This window comes from Amycolatopsis solani (assembly GCF_033441515.1).
Classification (GTDB): Bacteria; Actinomycetota; Actinomycetes; order Mycobacteriales; family Pseudonocardiaceae; genus Amycolatopsis; species Amycolatopsis solani.
Map to the genome: position 1 here is coordinate 2,572,753 of NZ_JAWQJT010000002.1, position 17,597 is coordinate 2,590,349.

Annotated in this window: 15 protein-coding genes and 1 pseudogene; 11 read left to right on the forward strand and 5 right to left on the reverse strand. The window is 73.6% G+C overall.

Annotated features, from left to right (window positions below):
- The first annotated feature begins 8 nt into the window (after nucleotides 1–8).
- The 11 genes and pseudogenes from SD460_RS32350 (at nucleotide 9) to SD460_RS32400 (ending at nucleotide 11,086) form a co-directional block, all read left to right on the forward strand.
- Nucleotides 9–1,229, forward strand: coding sequence for an MFS transporter (locus tag SD460_RS32350; protein ID WP_290062828.1), 1,221 nt, complete (start codon nucleotides 9–11; stop codon nucleotides 1,227–1,229).
- Nucleotides 1,230–1,439: 210 nt separating this feature from the next.
- Nucleotides 1,440–2,129, forward strand: coding sequence for a response regulator transcription factor (locus SD460_RS32355; RefSeq protein ID WP_318307172.1), 690 nt, complete (start codon nucleotides 1,440–1,442; stop codon nucleotides 2,127–2,129).
- A 215-nt stretch (nucleotides 2,130–2,344) separates the two neighbouring features.
- On the forward strand, nucleotides 2,345–3,310 hold the full coding sequence (locus SD460_RS32360) for an AraC family transcriptional regulator (protein ID WP_318307226.1): 966 nt from the start codon (nucleotides 2,345–2,347) through the stop codon (nucleotides 3,308–3,310).
- Between the two features lie 106 nt (nucleotides 3,311–3,416).
- Nucleotides 3,417–4,373, forward strand: coding sequence for an ATP-binding cassette domain-containing protein (locus SD460_RS32365; RefSeq protein ID WP_438860849.1), 957 nt, complete (start codon nucleotides 3,417–3,419; stop codon nucleotides 4,371–4,373).
- A gap of 124 nt (nucleotides 4,374–4,497) precedes the next feature.
- A pseudogene (locus SD460_RS32370) lies at nucleotides 4,498–4,608 on the forward strand (daunorubicin/doxorubicin resistance ABC transporter ATP-binding protein DrrA); the annotation flags it as partial.
- Nucleotides 4,605–5,384, forward strand: a complete 780-nt coding sequence (locus SD460_RS32375) for an ABC transporter permease (protein WP_290060326.1) — start codon at nucleotides 4,605–4,607, stop codon at nucleotides 5,382–5,384. The pseudogene SD460_RS32370 and the gene SD460_RS32375, both read left to right, overlap by 4 nt.
- A 7-nt stretch (nucleotides 5,385–5,391) precedes the next feature.
- Nucleotides 5,392–5,622 (forward strand): DUF5988 family protein, encoded by a 231-nt coding sequence (locus SD460_RS32380; protein WP_290060324.1) that lies wholly within the window; start codon nucleotides 5,392–5,394, stop codon nucleotides 5,620–5,622.
- 10 nt (nucleotides 5,623–5,632) lie between these two features.
- Complete coding sequence (locus SD460_RS32385; protein WP_290060322.1) at nucleotides 5,633–6,643, forward strand: 3-oxoacyl-ACP synthase III family protein; 1,011 nt, start codon at nucleotides 5,633–5,635, stop codon at nucleotides 6,641–6,643.
- On the forward strand, nucleotides 6,640–8,613 hold the full coding sequence (locus SD460_RS32390) for a CocE/NonD family hydrolase (protein ID WP_318307174.1): 1,974 nt from the start codon (nucleotides 6,640–6,642) through the stop codon (nucleotides 8,611–8,613). Before SD460_RS32385 ends, SD460_RS32390 begins: the two co-directional genes overlap by 4 nt.
- Nucleotides 8,604–9,800: a phthiocerol/phthiodiolone dimycocerosyl transferase family protein gene (locus SD460_RS32395; RefSeq protein WP_290060320.1), complete on the forward strand. Its 1,197-nt coding sequence runs from the start codon at nucleotides 8,604–8,606 to the stop codon at nucleotides 9,798–9,800. The genes SD460_RS32390 and SD460_RS32395 overlap by 10 nt, the downstream gene beginning before the upstream one ends.
- 14 nt (nucleotides 9,801–9,814) lie before the next feature.
- Entirely contained in the window at nucleotides 9,815–11,086 is a 1,272-nt protein-coding gene (locus tag SD460_RS32400) for a glycosyltransferase (protein ID WP_290060319.1), read from the forward strand.
- Between the two features lie 66 nt (nucleotides 11,087–11,152).
- Here the strand turns inward: SD460_RS32400 and SD460_RS32405 are convergent, their stop codons facing one another.
- The 5 genes from SD460_RS32405 to SD460_RS32425 are packed head-to-tail and all read right to left on the reverse strand — an operon-like array spanning nucleotide 11,153 to nucleotide 17,576.
- On the reverse strand, nucleotides 11,153–11,848 hold the full coding sequence (locus SD460_RS32405; RefSeq protein ID WP_290060317.1) for an ABC transporter ATP-binding protein: 696 nt from the start codon (nucleotides 11,846–11,848) through the stop codon (nucleotides 11,153–11,155).
- The gene (locus SD460_RS32410; protein ID WP_290060316.1) at nucleotides 11,835–13,751 is read right to left on the reverse strand and encodes a dipeptide/oligopeptide/nickel ABC transporter permease/ATP-binding protein; all 1,917 of its coding nucleotides are present in this window, start codon (nucleotides 13,749–13,751) and stop codon (nucleotides 11,835–11,837) included. Before SD460_RS32410 ends, SD460_RS32405 begins: the two co-directional genes overlap by 14 nt.
- Entirely contained in the window at nucleotides 13,748–14,689 is a 942-nt protein-coding gene (locus tag SD460_RS32415; RefSeq protein WP_290060315.1) for an ABC transporter permease, read from the reverse strand. The genes SD460_RS32410 and SD460_RS32415 overlap by 4 nt, the downstream gene beginning before the upstream one ends.
- Nucleotides 14,677–16,032 (reverse strand): GH1 family beta-glucosidase, encoded by a 1,356-nt coding sequence (locus SD460_RS32420; protein ID WP_290060314.1) that lies wholly within the window; start codon nucleotides 16,030–16,032, stop codon nucleotides 14,677–14,679. The genes SD460_RS32415 and SD460_RS32420 overlap by 13 nt, the downstream gene beginning before the upstream one ends.
- On the reverse strand, nucleotides 16,029–17,576 hold the full coding sequence (locus SD460_RS32425) for an ABC transporter substrate-binding protein (protein WP_318307175.1): 1,548 nt from the start codon (nucleotides 17,574–17,576) through the stop codon (nucleotides 16,029–16,031). The genes SD460_RS32420 and SD460_RS32425 overlap by 4 nt, the downstream gene beginning before the upstream one ends.
- Between the last annotated feature and the right edge of the window lie 21 nt (nucleotides 17,577–17,597).

Here is a 17,597-nt window from a genome sequence, read left to right on the forward strand (position 1 = left end):
GGCCTGCCATGCCCGCGCTCCTGCCCCGCGGCGGACCACCCCGGCTCCTGGCCGTGGCGACCCTGGTCACGATGACCGGCTACGGCGTCTACCTGACCGCGGGTGTCCTGTACTTCACCCGCGTCGTCCAGCTGCCGGCCGGCCAGGTCGGCGCCGGGCTGACCATCGCGGGCGCGGTGTCGCTCGCAGCCGGGATCCCGTTCGGCCACCTCGCCGACCGCCACGGCGCCCGTACCGTCTACGCGCTCACGCTCGTGCTCGGCGCGATCTCCATGACGGGACTGTGCCTGGCCCAGGACTTCTGGACGTTCGTGGCCTTCGCAAGCCTCGGCGCCGCGGCCCAGACCGCGGGGCCGGCGGCTCGCAGCCCGCTCGTGCAGGAGTACGGCGGCGACCGGCCCGCCGAGTTCCGCGGCTACCTGCGCTCGGTGACCAACCTCGGCATCGCGGTGGGGGCGTTGCTGGCCGGCTGGGGCGTCGCGGCCGACACGCGCAACGCGTACCTGCTGCTGATCGGCGGCAGCGCGCTGTCTTACGCGGCGAGCACGGCGATCGTGCTGTTCCTCCCGGCGGTCCCGCCCAAACCGGCGGGTGCCGGCCCGAGGTGGGTCGCGTTGCGGGACCGGCCGTACCTGGTGCTGACGCTGCTGGACGGCGTGATGGCGATCCAGTACCGGGTGCTCACGGCGGCGGTCCCGCTGTGGCTGGTCGCCCGGACGACGGCGCCGAACTGGACGGTATCCGGCGTGCTGGTGGTCAACACCGTGATCGTGGTGTTCTTCCAGGTCCGGGCCAGCCGCCGGATCGACACGACCCGCGCGGGCGCGGTGGCGTTCCGGCGGGCCGGCTTCGCGTTCTTCGCGGCGTGCGTGGCGATCGCGGCGATGGCGGGCGCCCCGACGTGGCTGGCGCTCGTCTTCCTGCTGGCCGCGGTGGTCGTGCACACGGTCGGCGAGCTCTGGCAGGCCGCGGGCGGCTTCGAGCTGTCCTTCACCCTGGCGCCCCCGCACGCGGTCGGCCAGTACCAGGGCTTGTTCGGGATGGGCTTGGGACTCGGCGTGACGCTGGGGCCGGCGGTGCTGATCGCGTTGTGCATCACGTGGGGCACCCCGGGCTGGTTCGTGATCGGCGGCATCTTCGCCGCCACCGGGTTGGCCGTCCCCGCGGTGGTGCGCTGGGCCGAGCGCGACCGGTCGCGGCAGGTGGAGGCCGAGCCGCAGGTCGCGTGAGCCCCTTCCCGGGCGCTGCGCCCTTCTGCCGGGTCCAGGGCGGCCGGACGGCGCAGTGGCGGATCCGGCGAACCGGTGGTGTGCGGGAATGGGACGAAGATCCACGGTGTGCCGCTGGTGCGCTCCGTCGTCGCTGCGCTACTTTCCGCCAGCAACGGCGAACCGGCTCCGGAGGTGACGCGGCTTGATCGGGACCATAGGTCCGAACCATTGCCCCTCAACGTGTTCTCCCGGCGGGGGTGGGACGCCGAGGTCGTGATCCGCGTCCTGCTGATCCTGTCCTGCGCACACCGGTCCCGCCGGATCGGGCGGCTGCTCGCCGCGGAGGCCGACATCGAGGTGCGGTACCGCGGCGCCGCGAGCTGGAGCGGTGTCGTGACCGAGCTCGCGGAGTTCGCGCCGTCGGTGGTGGTGCTCGACCGGGCCGTGCTCGGCGAGGAGGGCGTCACGGCCATCGGGGACATCGTGCGCGCCGCCCGCTCGCCCGCCGTCGTGCTCGTGGCCGACACCTACCACCCGGCGGACGCGCTGCCCGCCGCGCGGGCCGGCGTGCGCGGCTACGTCGTCGACGGCGCTGGCACCGGCCCGTGGGCGGCCGTGGTCCGCGCGGTCGCGGCGGGCGAGGCCTGGCTGGCCCCGCCCGCGGCCGGCGACCTGCTCGACGAACTCCGCGCGCGGGCGCCGCTGCGGCCGCGGGAGCCGCCGCAGGTTCCGTTGACCGAACGGGAACTGAGCGTGCTCCGGCTCGTGGCGCAAGGCTGCTCGAACCTGGAGGTGGCGGCGGAGCTGGGGCTGAGCCAGTCGACGGTCAAGACCCACGTGTCCCGCATGCTGGCCCGCCTCGACCTGCGCAGCCGTACCCAGCTGGCCGCCTTCGCGCGGGACCTCGGCATCGTGTGAAATCGTCGATGTTCGTTCTTTCGACCGATGCGGGCGCCGACGCGACCGCAATACGATGTCCGTGGCCGGTGCGGTCCCGCATTCGCGGCCCCGGCTGTAATGCCCCTGCTGTGGTGCCCCCGGAGTGCGCGATGACGCCGCTTCCGGTTCGGACGAATTCGCTGAACAGTGGACGGAGGTCGGTTTTGCCCAGGGAAGAGGGCTCCGCGTCGGGAATGCCGCTCGCGCGTTACGAGCTCTTCCGTTCTCGTGACCCGAATCATGTGCGTGCCGAGGTGAGCCGGGTGTGGACGCCGCACACCCTGCGGGTGCTCGGTGGCGATTCGCGGCTGGACGCGCGAATGCACTACGCGCGATTGTGCGATCTGTCGGTGAGCGCGCTGAGTTACGGCGGAACCGTGCGTGTCGCTTCCGGACCCGCCGAATCGTTCTTCACCGTGCTGGTTCCGCTGGCCGGCGAAGCCGAGGCGTGCTGCGGGAACGACCGGGTGCGGCTGAGCACCGCGACCGCCGGGGTGCTCTCGCCGGGTGACCCGGTGGCGCTGCGCTGGCCGGGTGACTGCACGCAGCTGGTCGTGCGGCTGGAGCGGACCGGGCTGGAGGCCCGGTTGAGCGACCTGCTCGGCGCGCCGCTGCGGCGGCCGCTGCGGTTCGCCCCCGCGATGACCGTCGGCTCCGGCAACGGCAGCAGCTGGCTGCGCGGCCTGCGGATGCTGGTGGCCGAGCTCGAGCGGCCCGGGTCGCTGATCGAGCGGCGCGCGGTGGCCGAGACGTTCGAGCGCACGCTGGTCACCGCGTTGCTGATGGGGCAGCCCAGCAACTACACCCGGATGCTCGACGGCGAGGTCCCGGCCGCCCCCACCCGCGCGGTCAGCATCGCGCTGGAGTGGATCGCCAACCACCCGAAGTGGCAGCACACGACGGCGAGCCTGGCGCGGGAGGCCGACGTCACCGAGCGGTCGCTGCAGCTGGGTTTCCGCAAGCACTTCAAGATGGGCCCGATGGAGTACCTGCGCGAGACCCGCCTCCGCGGGGTGCGCGACCAGCTGCGCGCGGCCCAGTCCGACGCCGTCACGGTGACCGAGGTGGCCGCGGAATGGGGTTTCCTGCACGCCGGGCACTTCGCCGCGCGCTATCAGCAGCGATTCGGTGAACGGCCGTCGGAAACGCTCCGGCGCTGAATTCCGCGCCTTTCTTTCGTTTTTCGGATATCGGCAGGCACGTCGTCCGGTGAATCATGGATTCCAGCCGGAAAACAAAACGTGCGAAGGAGGGAAAGTGCCGCCGATGATCCGGGTGGAAAACCTGGTCAAGCGGTTCGGGCGGACCACGGCGCTCGACCGGGTCGGATTCACCGCCGCCGCGGGCACCGTGGTCGGCGTGCTCGGCCCGAACGGTGCCGGGAAGACGACCGTGGTCCGGATACTGGCCACGCTGGTGCGGCCGGACGACGGCCTGGTCCAGGTCGGCGGGCTCGACGTGACGCGCGAACCGGCGCGGGTGCGCGCGCTGCTCGGGCTCACCGGCCAGTACGCGTCGGTCGACGGGGACCTGACGGGCACGGAAAACCTGGTGCTGTTCGGCCGCCTGCTGGGGCTGTCCCGCCCGGTGGCGCGGGACCGGGCGGCGGAGCTGCTCGAGCGCTTCGAGCTCGGCACCGCCGCCACCCGGCCCGCGGCGACGTACTCCGGCGGCATGCGCCGCCGGCTCGACCTGGCCGCCAGCTTGGTCGGCCGGCCCCGGGTCCTCTGCCTCGACGAGCCGACGACCGGGCTCGACCCGCACGTCCGGCGCGAGCTGTGGCAGGTGGTGCGGGAGCTGGTGGCCGAAGGCGTCACGGTGCTGCTCACCACGCAGTACCTGGAGGAGGCGGACCGCCTCGCCGACCGCGTCACGGTGTTCGACGCGGGCCGGGTGGTCGCCGACGACAGCCCCGCCGAGCTCAAGCGCCGGATCGGCGACCGCACGGTGCAGGTCCGGCCCGCGATCGCCGAGGACCTCGACGCGACCGCCCGCGTCCTGGCCAAGCTGACCGGCGTCACGCCGACCCGCGACGCGGGCACCGGCCTGCTCACCGCCCCGGCCGCCGACCCGATGGTGCTGTCCACTTTGGTCCGTGAGCTGGACCGGGCCGGGCTTGCTGTGGCCGAACTGGCGTTGCGGCTGCCGAGCCTGGACGAGGTTTTCCTGGCGTTGACGGGAAAGCCGGCGCTCCCCACGGCCCACGAAGGAGGTGCGCGATGAGCGGCCGGGTAGCTCCCGCGGGGCGGCCCTTGACGGGAAAGTCCGCGCGGCCGGAGGCGCCCGCGGTGCGGGAAGGAGGTGCGGTGTGAGCGGCCGGGTAGCTCCCGCGGAAGCCGTGCGGCACGGACTGGCCGTGGCCGAGCTGGCGTTGCGGCTGCCGAGCTTGGACGAGGTTTTCCTGGCGTTGACCGGAAAGCCGGCGCTCCCCACGGCTCACGAAGGAGGTGCGCGATGAGCGGCCGGGTCGCTCCCGCCGAAGCCGTCCGGCACGGGCTGATCCTCGCCGGGCGGGGGGTGCGCAAGATCCGGCGCAACCCCGAGCACCTCGTCGACGTGACCGTGCAGCCGCTGCTGTTCCTCGTCATGTTCGGGTACCTGTTCGGCGGGGCCATCGCCGGCAGCACGGACGCCTACCTGCCGGACCTCGTGCCGGGGCTGATGGTGCCGAGCGTGCTGATGGCCACCCTCTCGGCCGGGGTCGGCTTGAACAGCGACTGCGGCACCGGGGTGTTCGACCGGTTCCGCAGCATGCCGATCGCCCGGTCGGCGCCGCTGACCGGGGTCGTGCTCGCCGGTGCGGTCCGGTACTTCGTCGCGGTCGCCGTCCTGCTGGCGGCGGGCACGGCCCTGGGCTACCGCGTCCGGACCGGGCCGCTCGAAGTGCTGGCCGCGACGGCGATCCTCGTCACCGCTGGGCTTTGCTTCTGCTGGGTCACCGTGTTCCTCGGCATGGTGCTGCGTGATCGGGACGCCGTGCAGGGCAGCGCCGTCGCGCTGTTCATGCCGATGGTGTTCGCCAGCAGCGTGTTCGTGCCCGCGGCGAGCATGCCCGGCTGGCTGCGCGCGTGGTCGGGCGTCAACCCGGTGAGCCTGCTCGCCGACGCCGTGCGCGGCCTGCTGAACGGCGGCCCCGTCGCGGGACCGCTCACCGGTGCGCTGGCCTGGTCGGCCGGCGTGCTGCTCGTGTTCTTCCCCTTGGCGATCCGCGCCTACCAGCGGCGCGTCGGATGACGGAGAGGTGAACCAGGCCATGGGCTCTGCCGAGCCGACCGTGAAAGTGACCCTGCACGGAGCACCCGACGGAATGCCCGCGACGGTGCTCGTCCGCCTCGCCGATTTCTCGCCGGACCGGCTGAAGATCCCGTTCCGGGCCGGGTACGAGCACTTCGTTCCCCAAGACAGTTCCCCTGGAGTACCGGAAGACGGCGCCGTCTTCGTCTGGTGCGACCGGACGAAATTCGCGGAATAGAAAGGCGCCCATGAACACCGCCATCCTCGGGACCGGCTCGTACCTGCCGGAATCCGTGCTCACCAGTGCCGAACTGGGCCGTCGGCTCGGCCTCGGCGACCAGTGGATCTTCGACAAGACCGGCATCTCCGAGCGCCGGGTCGCGGCGCCGGACGAGGCGACCTCGGACCTGGCCACCCGGGCCGCCGAGCAGGCGCTGCTGGCGGCGAACCTCTCGGCCACCGACATCGACCTGCTGATCGTCGCCACTTCGACGCCCGACCAGCCGATCCCGGCCACCGCGTGCGCGGTCCAGGCCAACCTCGGTGCGAAGCGCGCGGCGGCGTTCGACGTCGACTCCGTCTGCAGCGGCTTCGTCTACGCGCTCGTCACCGCGCACGCGCTCCTCGAAGCCGACCCGTTGCCCCGCAACGCCTTGGTCATCGGCGCGGACACGTATTCGCGCATCCTCGACTACGAGGACCGGCGCACCTGCGTGCTGTTCGGCGACGGGGCCGGGGCGGTCGTGCTCGGCAAGCGCGGCAACGGCCGCGGGCTGCTGTCGAGCGCGCTCGGTTCGGACGGGACGACGGCCGACTTCGTGACCGTGCCCGGCGGCGGCAGCCGCCGTCCGGCGAGCGCGGCCACCGTCGCCGCGGGCGAGCACTACTTCGCCATGCGCGGCAGGCAGGTCAAGGACCTCGCCTCGCGGGTGCTGCCCGACCTCGTCGTCGACGTCGCGAAGTCGGCGGAATTCGAGGTCTCGGAGATCGACCTCATCGTGCCGCACCAGGCGAACGGCCGGATGCTCGAGGACCTGGCCAAGACCCTCGACCTGCGCCCCGAGCAGATGCACCTGACCGTCGAGCGCTACGGCAACACCGGCGCGGCCTCGGTCCCGATCACCCTCGACGACGCCGTGCGCTCCGGGCGGCTGTTCGACGACGACGTCGTCCTGCTCGTGGCCTTCGGCGGCGGCATGAGCTGGGGTGGGGCGACACTGCGCTGGACGCGCCCGCGCAAGCCGCGGGAGGCCCGGTGATCCGGGTGCCGCGCTCCGGGCCGCCTCGCCACGAAGTCGAGTTCCGCGGCGACGTGCGCATCCCGTCGAGCGAGCCGGGGCTGACCCTCGGCGCCGATCTCTACCTGCCCAAGACGGCCCACCGCGTGCCGGTGCTGGTGACCCTCCACACCGGACGCAAGGACGGTCTCGGCGGCATCGCGGCGAGCCGGTACCTGCGCTACTTCGCCGAACGCGGCTACGCGGTGCTCTACGTCGACTGCTTCGGCATCGGGACGTCCGAGGGAACACCACGGCCCCTGCTGAGCCCGGGCGAGGTCGCCGACGGCGTTTCGGTGGTGCAGTGGGCCGCCGCGCAACCGTGGTGCACCGGCCGGGTCGGCATGTGGGGCCTGTCCCACGGCGGCATGACGACGCTGGCCGTCGCCGCGGAGCGACCGCCCGCGCTGAAGGCGATCTTCCCGGTGATGGGCTGGACCGACGTCGAACGCGACCTGGTGCACCCGGCCGGCCTGCGCGGCGGGATCGGGATGTTCGGGCACCTGAGCCTCTACCACATCTTCTGCGCCCTGCTGCCGCCGTTGCGGGACCACGACCGCGAGACCTACGAAAGCGTGTGGAAGGAACGGCTGGAGAAGTTCGAGCCGTGGTTCGCCGACGCCTGGGAACACCCGCCCGGGCACGAAGTCTGGGCGCAACGCCGGATCGACGCGCGCCGGATCACCGTGCCGTCGTTGTGCGTCGCGGGCTGGCGGGACCTGTTCTGCGACGGGATGATCACCGCCTACCAGCAGATCCGGGCGCCGAAACAGCTGATCGCCGGCCCGTGGCTGCACACCTTCCCGGATGTGGCGGCGGTCGAGCCGTTCCCGTCGGCGGTGCTCGCCTGCGCGTGGTGGGACCGGTGGCTGCACGGCCGGGCACCGCGGGCGGGCAATCGCGAGCGGACGGCGATCTTCTTCGTCCAGGGCGCGGGCGCCCGCTGGGTCCGCGCCGGGCAGTGGCCGCCGGAGAAGAAGGCCGACCACGTCTTCGTCGCCTCCCGCACCGGGCACCTGTACCGGTCCGCGCCGGGCGGGCGCCCGTCGGCGGCCGCCACCGTCACCGGCCGGGGTGACCCGACCGTGGGCGCGTTGAGCGGCCTGACGAAGCACCCGACCGACCGCTTCGGCTACCCGCTCGACCAGCACGACGACGACGCCCGGACGCTCGCGTTCACCAGCGCGCCGCTGCCGGAGCCGCTGCTGATCGCCGGCCGGCCGTCGGTGCGGCTGCTGCTGGGCCCCGGCACCACCGCGACCCGGTGCGTGCTCAAGGTGACCGACGTCGACGAACAGGACCGCTCGCTGCTCATCGCCGCGGGCACCGTGGATCTGGCCCGGCGCGAGGACGTCGTCCAGGTGCCGCTCGACCCGACGTGCTACCGGGTCGCCGCGGGCCACCGCGTGCGGCTGGTGCTGGCCGAAGCGGACATCCCGCGGCTGTGGCCCGCCGAGGAGCCGGGACTGCTCGGCGTCCGCGTGATCCGCGGCCCCGGCGACTACGTCGGTCTCGCCGCCGAGGAGTACGAAGGCCACCACGCCACGACGCTGAGCCTGCCCGCGGCCGATCCGGCGGCGCTCACCGACGTGGCGGTTCCGCCGCCGGACCGGCGGAGCCCGCCCGGCCCCGGGCGTGACCGCTGGGAAATCGCCCGCGACCACCTGCGCTCGTCGGTCCGGCTGACCGTGGAAAAGCGCGACCGGATCCGGGTCCCCGGCGACGACCGGGACTTCCTCGCGATGACCACGCAGGTCGACCTGGGCGTGCCGGAGCACCACCCGGCGGCGGCGCGCATGACGGCGAAGGGGGAGAAGACCGCCGAAACCCCGGACGGCGACCGGGTCGTCGTCCGGGCCGGCATCGACATGGGGGCCGCCGACGCCGCCGTCACGGCCGAAGTGCTCGTCAACGGCACGCAGTTCTTCACGCGGGAGTGGAAATGGACCTGACCGGGCTCGAACGTCCGCTGAACTACCTGGAGCTGGCCCACCTCGACCGCGTGGTGATCATGGCCGCGGAGTACGACGGCGAGCTGGACCCCGTCGTGCTCGCCCGTGCGTTCCGGCACCTGTGCGCGGTCCACCCGGTGCTGCGCGCCCGGGTCCGCGGGACCTCCCCGGAGGCCGTGCTGGCCGTCGCCCCGGACCACGAACCGGAGCTGATCGTCCTGCCGGACGGGGCGGACGCGCTGGCCCGGATCGCCGCGCTGCCGTGGGACGCCACCGCCGGGGTCGCCGACCTCGTGCTCGTCCAGGGGGACGCGCACGGGTACGTGGCCCTGCGTACCGACCATTCGATCACCGACGCGAACGCGTGGCTCGGCACCTTCCGGGAGCTGCTGCGGGTGTTCACCGCGTTCGCGTCGGGGGAGGAGCCGGTGAGCGAGCCGGGCACGGCGTTGCCGGCGCCGCCCGCCGCGCTCTTCCACGAGCGGCTCGGCCTCATCCCGTACGACCGGCGGCTGTTCCACTCCGCGACCCCGCCCGAGCCGTCGGCCGCGCCGGCGGGCCTGTTCAGCGGCTACCTCCGGCTCGGCGTCGCGGAGACGCAGTGGCTCAAGCGCGCGGCCCGCCGGTACGAGACGACGGTGCACGGCCTGGTCGCCGGCGCGATCCTGCTCGCCCAGCGCGTGCTGGCGGGCGGGCGGGAGACCGTGCCGATGTACTGCGTCTCGCCGGTGGACTTCCGCCGCCGCGTCGACCCGCCGGTGGGCGAGCTGGAGACGACCAACTTCATGATGTCGTACGTGGCCGAGACGGGCGTTTCCCCGCGGCTGAGCCCGGTCCTGGTCGGCCGCGAGGTCAAGGCCCGGATGGACGAGGTGCTGGCGGGCCCGGAAGGCGTCCGGGAAGCGGCGCCGATGGAGGACGCGCTCGGGCGCAACCTCTCCTACGCGCTGATCAGCAACCTCGGCGTGGTCGAAGAGTTCCCGGCGCCCGCCGGGCTGGAGTTCTCCGAGATCCACATCCTCGACACGGTCGGCGACACCTTCTTCCCGGGCTACTACGTCTCGACGTACCGCGACCGGCTCACCGTGCTGCACATCTTCACCGAACGGTTCTTCAGCCGCGGCGACGTCGACCGGCTGGTCCGCGAGCTCCACGAGCAGCTGCTCATCGTCGGTGCTTCGGCTTAGGGAGGAAGGGATCCGTGAAGGTTCTGCTGCTGACCCACGGCAGCCGCGGCGACGTCCAGCCGTTCGCCGCGCTCGCTGCCGCGCTGACCGGGGCCGGGCACGACGTGGTGCTGGCCGCGCCGGCGTCTTCGGCCGCGGTGGCCGAGGCCCACTGCACGCGGGTGCTCCCGCTCGACGACGGGACGAACAAGCTGGTCGACGACCGGGCGGCGTGGGAGGCCGTCGAACGCAACTTCCGCGGCCTGCGCGGGAAACGGCTCGGCGTGCGACTGGCGCGCCGCAACCGCCTCGCCATGCGGCGGGTGTTCGACGACCTCGCGGCACTGGCCCGGACGACGGCCGGCGCCGTCGACCTCGTCGTGCACCAGGTCAACGTGCCCGGCCACGCGATCGCCGAACTGCTGGGCGTCCCGGCGGTCCCGGTGTGCCTGCAGCCGTTCTGGGTGCCGACGCCGTCGTTCCCCGACCCGCTGTTCCCGTACCGGCTGCCCGCGGCGCTCAACCGGGTGTCGTACCTGTCGACCAGGACGTTCGTGCGGGCCCTGACCGGCAGTCCCGCGCGGTTCCGGCGGGACGGGCTCGGCCTGCCCCGCCGCCGGTTCGCCGCCGACCCCCTCCGACGGCCCGGCGGCGGCCCGGCGCCGGTGCTGCAGGCGTTCAGCCGGCACGTGCTGCCGCCGGGGGCGCGGTACCCGGAAAACGTGCACACGCCGGGGTTCTTCTTCCTGCCCCCGGCACCGTGGACCGCGCCGCCCGACCTGGCGGCCTTCCTCGCGGGCGGCGAGCCGCCGGTCTACGTCGGGTTCGGCAGCATGGTCGGCAGCGACCCGGCCCGCACTGGCCGCATCGTGGCGGAAGCGTTGCGCGCCACCGGAGTCCGGGCGATCGTCGCGCTCGGCCGTGGCGGAATCCGGCCGGACGGCCTGGGGGACAACGCGTTCTGCCTGACGGAGGCCCCGCACGACTGGCTGTTTCCCCGCACGGCCGCGGTCGTGCACCACGGCGGCGCGGGCACGACGGCCGCGGCGCTGGCGGCCGGGCGCCCCCAGGTGGCTTGCCCGTTCATGTTCGACCAGCCGTACTTCGGCCGCCGGCTGTTCGCGTTGGGGGTGGCCCCGCCACCGCAACCCTTGCGGGAGCTGACCGCGGACGGCTTGGCCCGCGCGATCGGCGACGCGGTCGCGGGAACCACCCCGGCCCGCGCGAAGGAGCTGGGCGAGCTGATCCGCGCGGAGGACGGCGTCGGCCACGCGGTCAAGGTGCTCGAGGAGGTCGGCGCGGGTTGAGTGGTCTGCCGCGGCTGGTCGTGAGTGTTTAGGAGGGTTCTAACCCGACTAAACACTCACGACGCGCTAGCTGAGCCGGGCTGGGCCGTGCTCGGTGATGCGGCCGTCGCGCAGGATGGCGACGCGGTGGCAGGCGAAGCGGATCACGTCGATGTCGTGGGAGATGAACACGTAGCTCAGCCCCAGCTGCTGCTGCAGGTCCAGCAGCAGGTTGAGGATCTGGGCCTGCACCGACAGGTCGAGCGCGCTGGTCGGCTCGTCGCAGACCACCAGTTCCGGCTCCAGCACCAGGGCGCGGGCGATGGCGATGCGCTGCAGCTGCCCGCCGGAGAACGAGCCGGGGTAGCGGGTCGCCGTGGTGCGGGGCAGGCCGACGCGGTCCAGTACCGCCGCGACCCGGTCCTCGGCCGCGCGGCGGGGGAGGCGGCGGACCACCCGCAGCGGCTCGGCGAGCGTACTGCCGATCGTGCGGGACGGGTTGAGTGAGCCGTGCGGGTCCTGGAACACGATCTGCAGGTGCCGGCTCAGCTCGCGCCGCCGCCGCAGGCCCGCGTGCGTGATGTCCTCGCCGCGGAACAGGATCCGGCCGCCGCACGGGTGGACCAGGCCGACGATCGCGTGCCCGATGGTCGACTTCCCCGAACCCGACTCGCCGAGCAGGCCGAGCGTCTCCCCGGCGCGGACGACGAGGTGGACGCCGGACACCACCGGGTGCCGGGGCCGGTAGCCAGCCGACAGGTCGTGGAGTTCAAGCAGAGGCACGTTCCCCTCCCGGCGACAGCTTGGCGTGGTGGAGGCACCGAGTCCGGTGCCCAGTAGCGGGTTCGAAGACCGGGACCGGCGCCGCACTGCATTCGGCCGTCGCGAGGGTGCACCGCGGGGCGAAGTGGCAGCCACGCGGCCAGTGCGCCGGGTCCGGCACCGAGCCCGGGATCGCGGGCAGCCGCGAGCCCGGCCGGGCCCGGCGCGGCAGCGCGCCGAGCAGGCCCTCGGTGTACGGGTGGCGGGGCCGGTCCAGCAGCTCGCCGACCGGGCCGGACTCCACGATGTGCCCGGCGTACATGACGTAGGCCCGGCGGCAGAACTCCGAGACCACCGACCAGTCGTGCGTGATGAGCAGGATCGCCATCCCGCGCTCGGCCTGCAGCCGCCCCAGCAGGCCGAGCACCTCCGACCGCACCGTGGCGTCGAGGGCCGTCGTCGGCTCGTCGGCGATGAGCAGGCTCGGTTCCCCGGCCAGCGCCATGGCGATCGCGACGCGCTGGGCCATCCCGCCGGACAGCTCGTGCGGGTAGCGGCGGGCGACGTCGGCGGTCAGGTTGACGTCGGCCAGCAGCGCGAGCGTGCGCTCGCGCACCGACGCCCGCGTGCCGCCGCGGCGCAGCCGGACCAGCTCGTCGAGCTGGCTCGCCACGGTGAACACCGGGTCCAGCGCCGCCACCGGGTCCTGCGAGATCAGCGCGATCCGCGAGCCGCGCAGCCGGCGCACCGCCCGCGGTCCGGCCAGCGCCAGGTCGGCGCCGTCGAACCGGAGGCTCCCGGCGGTGACCGCGCCGCCCGCCGGGAGCAGGTCGAGGACCGCGCGGCCGGTGATCGTCTTGCCGCAGCCGGATTCACCGACCAGGGCGACGCTCTCGCCGTGGCCGATGTCGAGGTCGAGGTCGGTCACCACGACCCGGTCCTCGGACAGCGTGATCTCCACGTCCCGCAGGGAAAGCAGCGCCGTGGACGGCTCGGCGTGCGGCGTCAGCTTCGGCGCGGCCGCCCGGTGCGCGCGGTGCAGGCGGTCGCGCAGCGGTTCCGCGCGGTCGGCGGTCGCGTCGCGGACGACGTCGCCGAGCAAGCCGAAGGCCAGGATCGCCAGGCCGAGCACGACCCCCGGCGGCACCAGCAGCCACGGCTGCCGGTCGATCACCGCCGCCGCCTGCGCGATCATGTCGCCCCACGTCGGATCCGGCGGCTGCGCGCCGAACCCGAGGTAGCTGAGCCCGGCGTCGATCAGCAGCGCGCCGCCGGCCAGCAGCGACACCTGGACGATGACCGGGCCGGCGATCCGCGGCAGGATGTGCGCCACCACGATCCGGCGGTGCGGCAGCCCGCACACCCGCGCCGCGGCGACGTAGAGCTCCTTGCGCACGGCCAGGGTGGCGCCGCGGACCACCCGCGCGAGCCCCGGCGAGACGAGGATGCCCAGCGCGATCATCACGACGGTCTGGTGCTCGCCGACGACGGCCAGCACGACCAGCAGCGTCATCAGGACCGGGATCGCGAGCAGCACGTCGACCACCCAGGTGAACGCCCGGTCGAACCAGCCGTCCAGGTACCCGGCCAGAACACCGCTGGTGACGCCCACCCCGACCACCGTGGCGACGACGATCGCCGCGTGCAGCAGGCTGATCTGGCCGCCGTACATCAGCCGCGTCAGCACGTCGCGGCCGAGCGCGTCGGTGCCCAGCGGGTGCGCCCGCCCCGGCCCGGCGAGCACCTGGTCCAGGTCGGTCGCACCCGGGTCGTACGGCGCGAGGACGGGCGCCAGCACCGAACCGGCCACCAGCAGCACGAGGTAGCACAAGGGAAGCAGGGCGAGCGGGCGGCGCAGCGTGGCGAGCCACCGCCGTCCGGGCCGGACGCCCCGGGCGACGAAGTCCTCGATGCCGGCGGTCACCGGACCCGCGCCTTCGGGTTCAGCCAGCCGTAGGCCAGGTCCACCACGAGGTTGACCGCGACGACGATCACCGTGAACACCACCACCACGCCCTGGATCATCCGGATGTCGTGCAGGGAGGTGGCCTGGACGGCGAGCCCGCCCAGGCCCGGCATGGCGAAGACGGACTCCACGAAGACCGTCCCGCTCAGCAGCCCGATGAACGTCAGCCCGACGAGGGTCACCACCGGGATCGCCGCGTTGCGCAGCGCGTGGCGCAGCACCACCGACCCCTCGGGGACGCCGTGGGCGCGCAACGCCGTCACGTAGTCGCGCGAGAGCGCGTCCAGCATCGCGTCCCGGGTCTGCTTGGCGAACACGGCGATCCCCGGCAGCGCCAGGGTCGCCACCGGCAGCACCAGGCTGCGCGCCCACCCGGCGGGTGAGGTGCCGAAGGAGACGTACCCGGTGGCGGGCAGCAGCTGGACGGTGACCGCGAAGAGCGTCACCATCGTGAGCGCGAACCAGAAGCTGGGCAGCGCGTACCCGATCAGCGAAAGCACGTCGACGACCCGGCCGATCCGGCCACCGTGGACGGCGCTGACGACGCCGAGGGTGACGCCGACGAACGCGGTCACCGCGGTGGCGCAGCCGATCAGCGACAGCGTGACGGGCAGCCGGCCGGCGATCTCGTCCGCCACGGAAAGCCCGCTGATCGGCGAGGTGCCGAGGTCGCCGTGCAGCGCGTCCCGCAGCCACTGCCCGTACTGGGCCAGCACGGGCTGGTCGAGGCCGAGCTGGTGGCGCAGCTGTTCGTAGGCCGGGGCGCTGAAGTTCTGGCCGAGGATGGCGCGGGCGAGGTCGCCGGGCGCGGCGGACTGCAGCAGGAACGCCGCCAGCGAAACGACGAAGACGAGCGCCACCGACACCACCAGGCGATGCGCGATCAACCGAAGCATGGCCGCAGCCCGTCCTTCCCGTCCCGCCGCTGGACGTCCAGGAACTGCCGGTACCACCGGTAGGACGCCTTGGGCGTGCGGGCGAGCGTCGTGAAGTCGACGTGCACCAGCCCGAAGCGGGGGCGGTAGCCGTGGTCCCATTCGAGGTTGTCGAGCAGCGACCAGACGTGGTAGCCGCGGATGTCCGAGCCCGCGTCGAGCGCGGCGCGGACCTGGCGCAGGCACTCCCGCAGGTAGGCGATGCGCGGCAGGTCCTCGACCGAGCCGGTGCCGTCCGGCTCGTCCAGGCCGGCGTAGCCGTTCTCGGTGATCTGGATCGGCGGCAGGTCCGGGTAGGTGCGGCGCAGCCAGGCCAGCAGCGCCCCGAACCGCTCCGGGACCACCGGCCAGCCGAGCAGGTTCGTGCTCGCGCCGGGCACCGGCACGCGGGTGTAGCCGAACACCCCGGACTCCGACGCGGCGACGTGCGCGGGGGCGTACCAGTTGACCCCGACGAAATCGAGCGGCGCGGCCATGATGGCGCGGTCGGCGTCGCCCGCTTCGAGCACCGGCTTGCCGTCGAGGTGCGGGAAGTCCCCGCGCAGCAAGGGATCCAGGAACAGCCGGTCCTCGTAGGCCTCGGCCCGCGCGGCCGCGGCGACGTCCGCCGGCCGGTCGGTGGCCGGCGTCGTGCCGGCCAGGTTGAGGCTGATCCCGATCTCCGCGCCGGTGACGTGGGCCCGCAGGCGCGGGACGGCCAGGCCGTGCCCGAGCACCAGGTGGTGAGCGACCCGCAGCCCGTGGCGCCGCACCGGCGGCCCCGGCGGGCCGGTCAGCTCGGCGTGCATGACGGAAAGCGGTTCGTTGAGCGTGATCCAGCGCCGGACGCGGTCGCCGTAGCGGACGGCGAGCCCCTCGGCGTAGTCGGCGAAGCGGCTCGCGGTGTCGCGGTCGGCCCAGCCGCCGGCGTCCTCGATCGCCTGCGGGTGGTCCCAGTGGTAGACCGTGAGCATCGGCTCGATCCGCCGGGCCAGCAGCCCGTCGACCAGGCGGTCGTAGAAGTCCAGCCCGCGCCGGTTCCACCGGCCCCGGCCGGCGGGCTGGACCCGCGGCCAGGACACGGAAAACCGGTAGCTGCCGACGCCGAGCCCGGCCATCAGGTCGAGGTCCTCGGCCAGCCGGTGGTAGTGGTCGCAGGCGACGTCGCCGGTGGCGCCGCCGGCGAGGCCGCCCGGCCGGTGCGCCCGGGTGTCCCAGTTGGACGGTCCTTTCCCGTCGGCGTCCCACGCGCCTTCGATCTGGTAGGCGGCGGTGGCGACGCCCCACCGGAAGTACGGCGGGAACACCGGGTCCGGCTCGGTCATGCCCGGTCCACCGGGTGCCAGGCGGCGACGCTGGGGAACGGCTTGCCGGGCACCGGGTCGACGCCCACGGTGTCGCGGTAGAACAGCAGCCCGGGGCTCAGGCACACCGGCAGGAACCAGCCGAGCTCGACCACGCGCCGGACGATCTGTTTGTCGAGGGCGGGCCGGGTGGCGGCGTCGGCGGCCGCGGCCTGCCGGTCGAGGCGTTCCAGCTCGGGATCGCTGCTGTGGAACGGATTCATCCCGATCGCCTCCTTCAGCCAGAGCCCGCGGCCCATGAAGTAGGCGGGCAGCACGCCCCAGCCCATGCTGGAGGCCGGGTACTGGGTCAGCGCGGTGTTGGCGGTGGCGGGCTCCTTCGCCGCGATCCGCAGCGTGACCCCGATCTGCTTCAGGTCCGACGCGATGGCCTGGGCCAGGTCGCCGGGGAACGCGGGCGTGGACGGGATCACCACCGGCAGGTCGAAGCCGCCGGCGTGCCCGGCGTCGGCCAGCAGCTGCCGGGCCCGGCCGGGATCGTGGGTGTAGAAGGGCTGTGCGCTGTAGCCGTCCTCGCCCGGCGCCGACGGCTGGTCGACGGGGATGCCGTATTCGCCGAGCAGGGCCGAGGTGATCTTGGCCCGGTCGACCGCGAAGTTGAGCGCCTGCCGGACCCGCACGTCGGCCAGCGGCGGCGACAGCGTGCCGGCCCGGTCGTTGAGCTGCAGGCCCATCACGATGGCGGGGCTGGCCGCCACCGCGAACCCGGCGGCCTTCGCGCCGTCGGCGATGGCGTAGCTGCCGGCGACGACGTCGACCTGGCCGGTCTTGAGGGCGGCGAGGGCGGTGTTCTCGTTGGGCAGCACCTTGACGGTGATCTTGTCGTAGAACCGGCCCGCCGGGTTCCAATACTTCGGGCTGGGCCCGTAGGTGTAGTGGTCGTTGGCGACGGTTTCCCCGGGCAGGAGGACGTACGGCCCGGCGCCGGAGGTCCGGGTCGCGAGGTCCGCCGGCGCGGCGGCGCCCGCCGGGCTGATCACGTCGCCGGCGAGGAAGTCCTGGGTGAACAGCGTCGGCAGGAGCGGGTGCGGCTGGTCGAGCGTCAGGCGCAGCACCAGCGGTTCCGGCGTGGTCATCGTGGCGATCGGGGCGAGGAACGCCGCGGCTTGCCCGGCGGACCGGCGGAAGTGCTCGATGCTGGTCTTCAGGCCCTCGGCGGTCAGCGGTGTGCCGTCGCTGAAGGTCACGCCGCTGCGCAGGGTGAGTTCGAAGGCGGTGTTGCCGGTGCCCAGGTAGCGCCACGCCGTCGCGAGCCGGGGCTGGTAGCTGCCGTCGGCCGCCCGGTAGATCAGCGGGTCGTAGGCGGGTTGCAGGAAGAACTGCGACTCCCCGCCCGCCTTCGCCGGGTCGAGGCTGGTCGGCGGCCAGTACTGGCCGATGCGCAGGGTGCGGTCCGCGGCGGGCGGACCGGCCGGCCCGCCGCACGCGCCGGCGGCCAGGCCGGCGGCGAGCAGCAGGCCGCCGACGGTGAAGTCGCGGCGGGAAAGGACGGCAGGGGAGGACATGGAGCACCTTTCGCTTCAGGA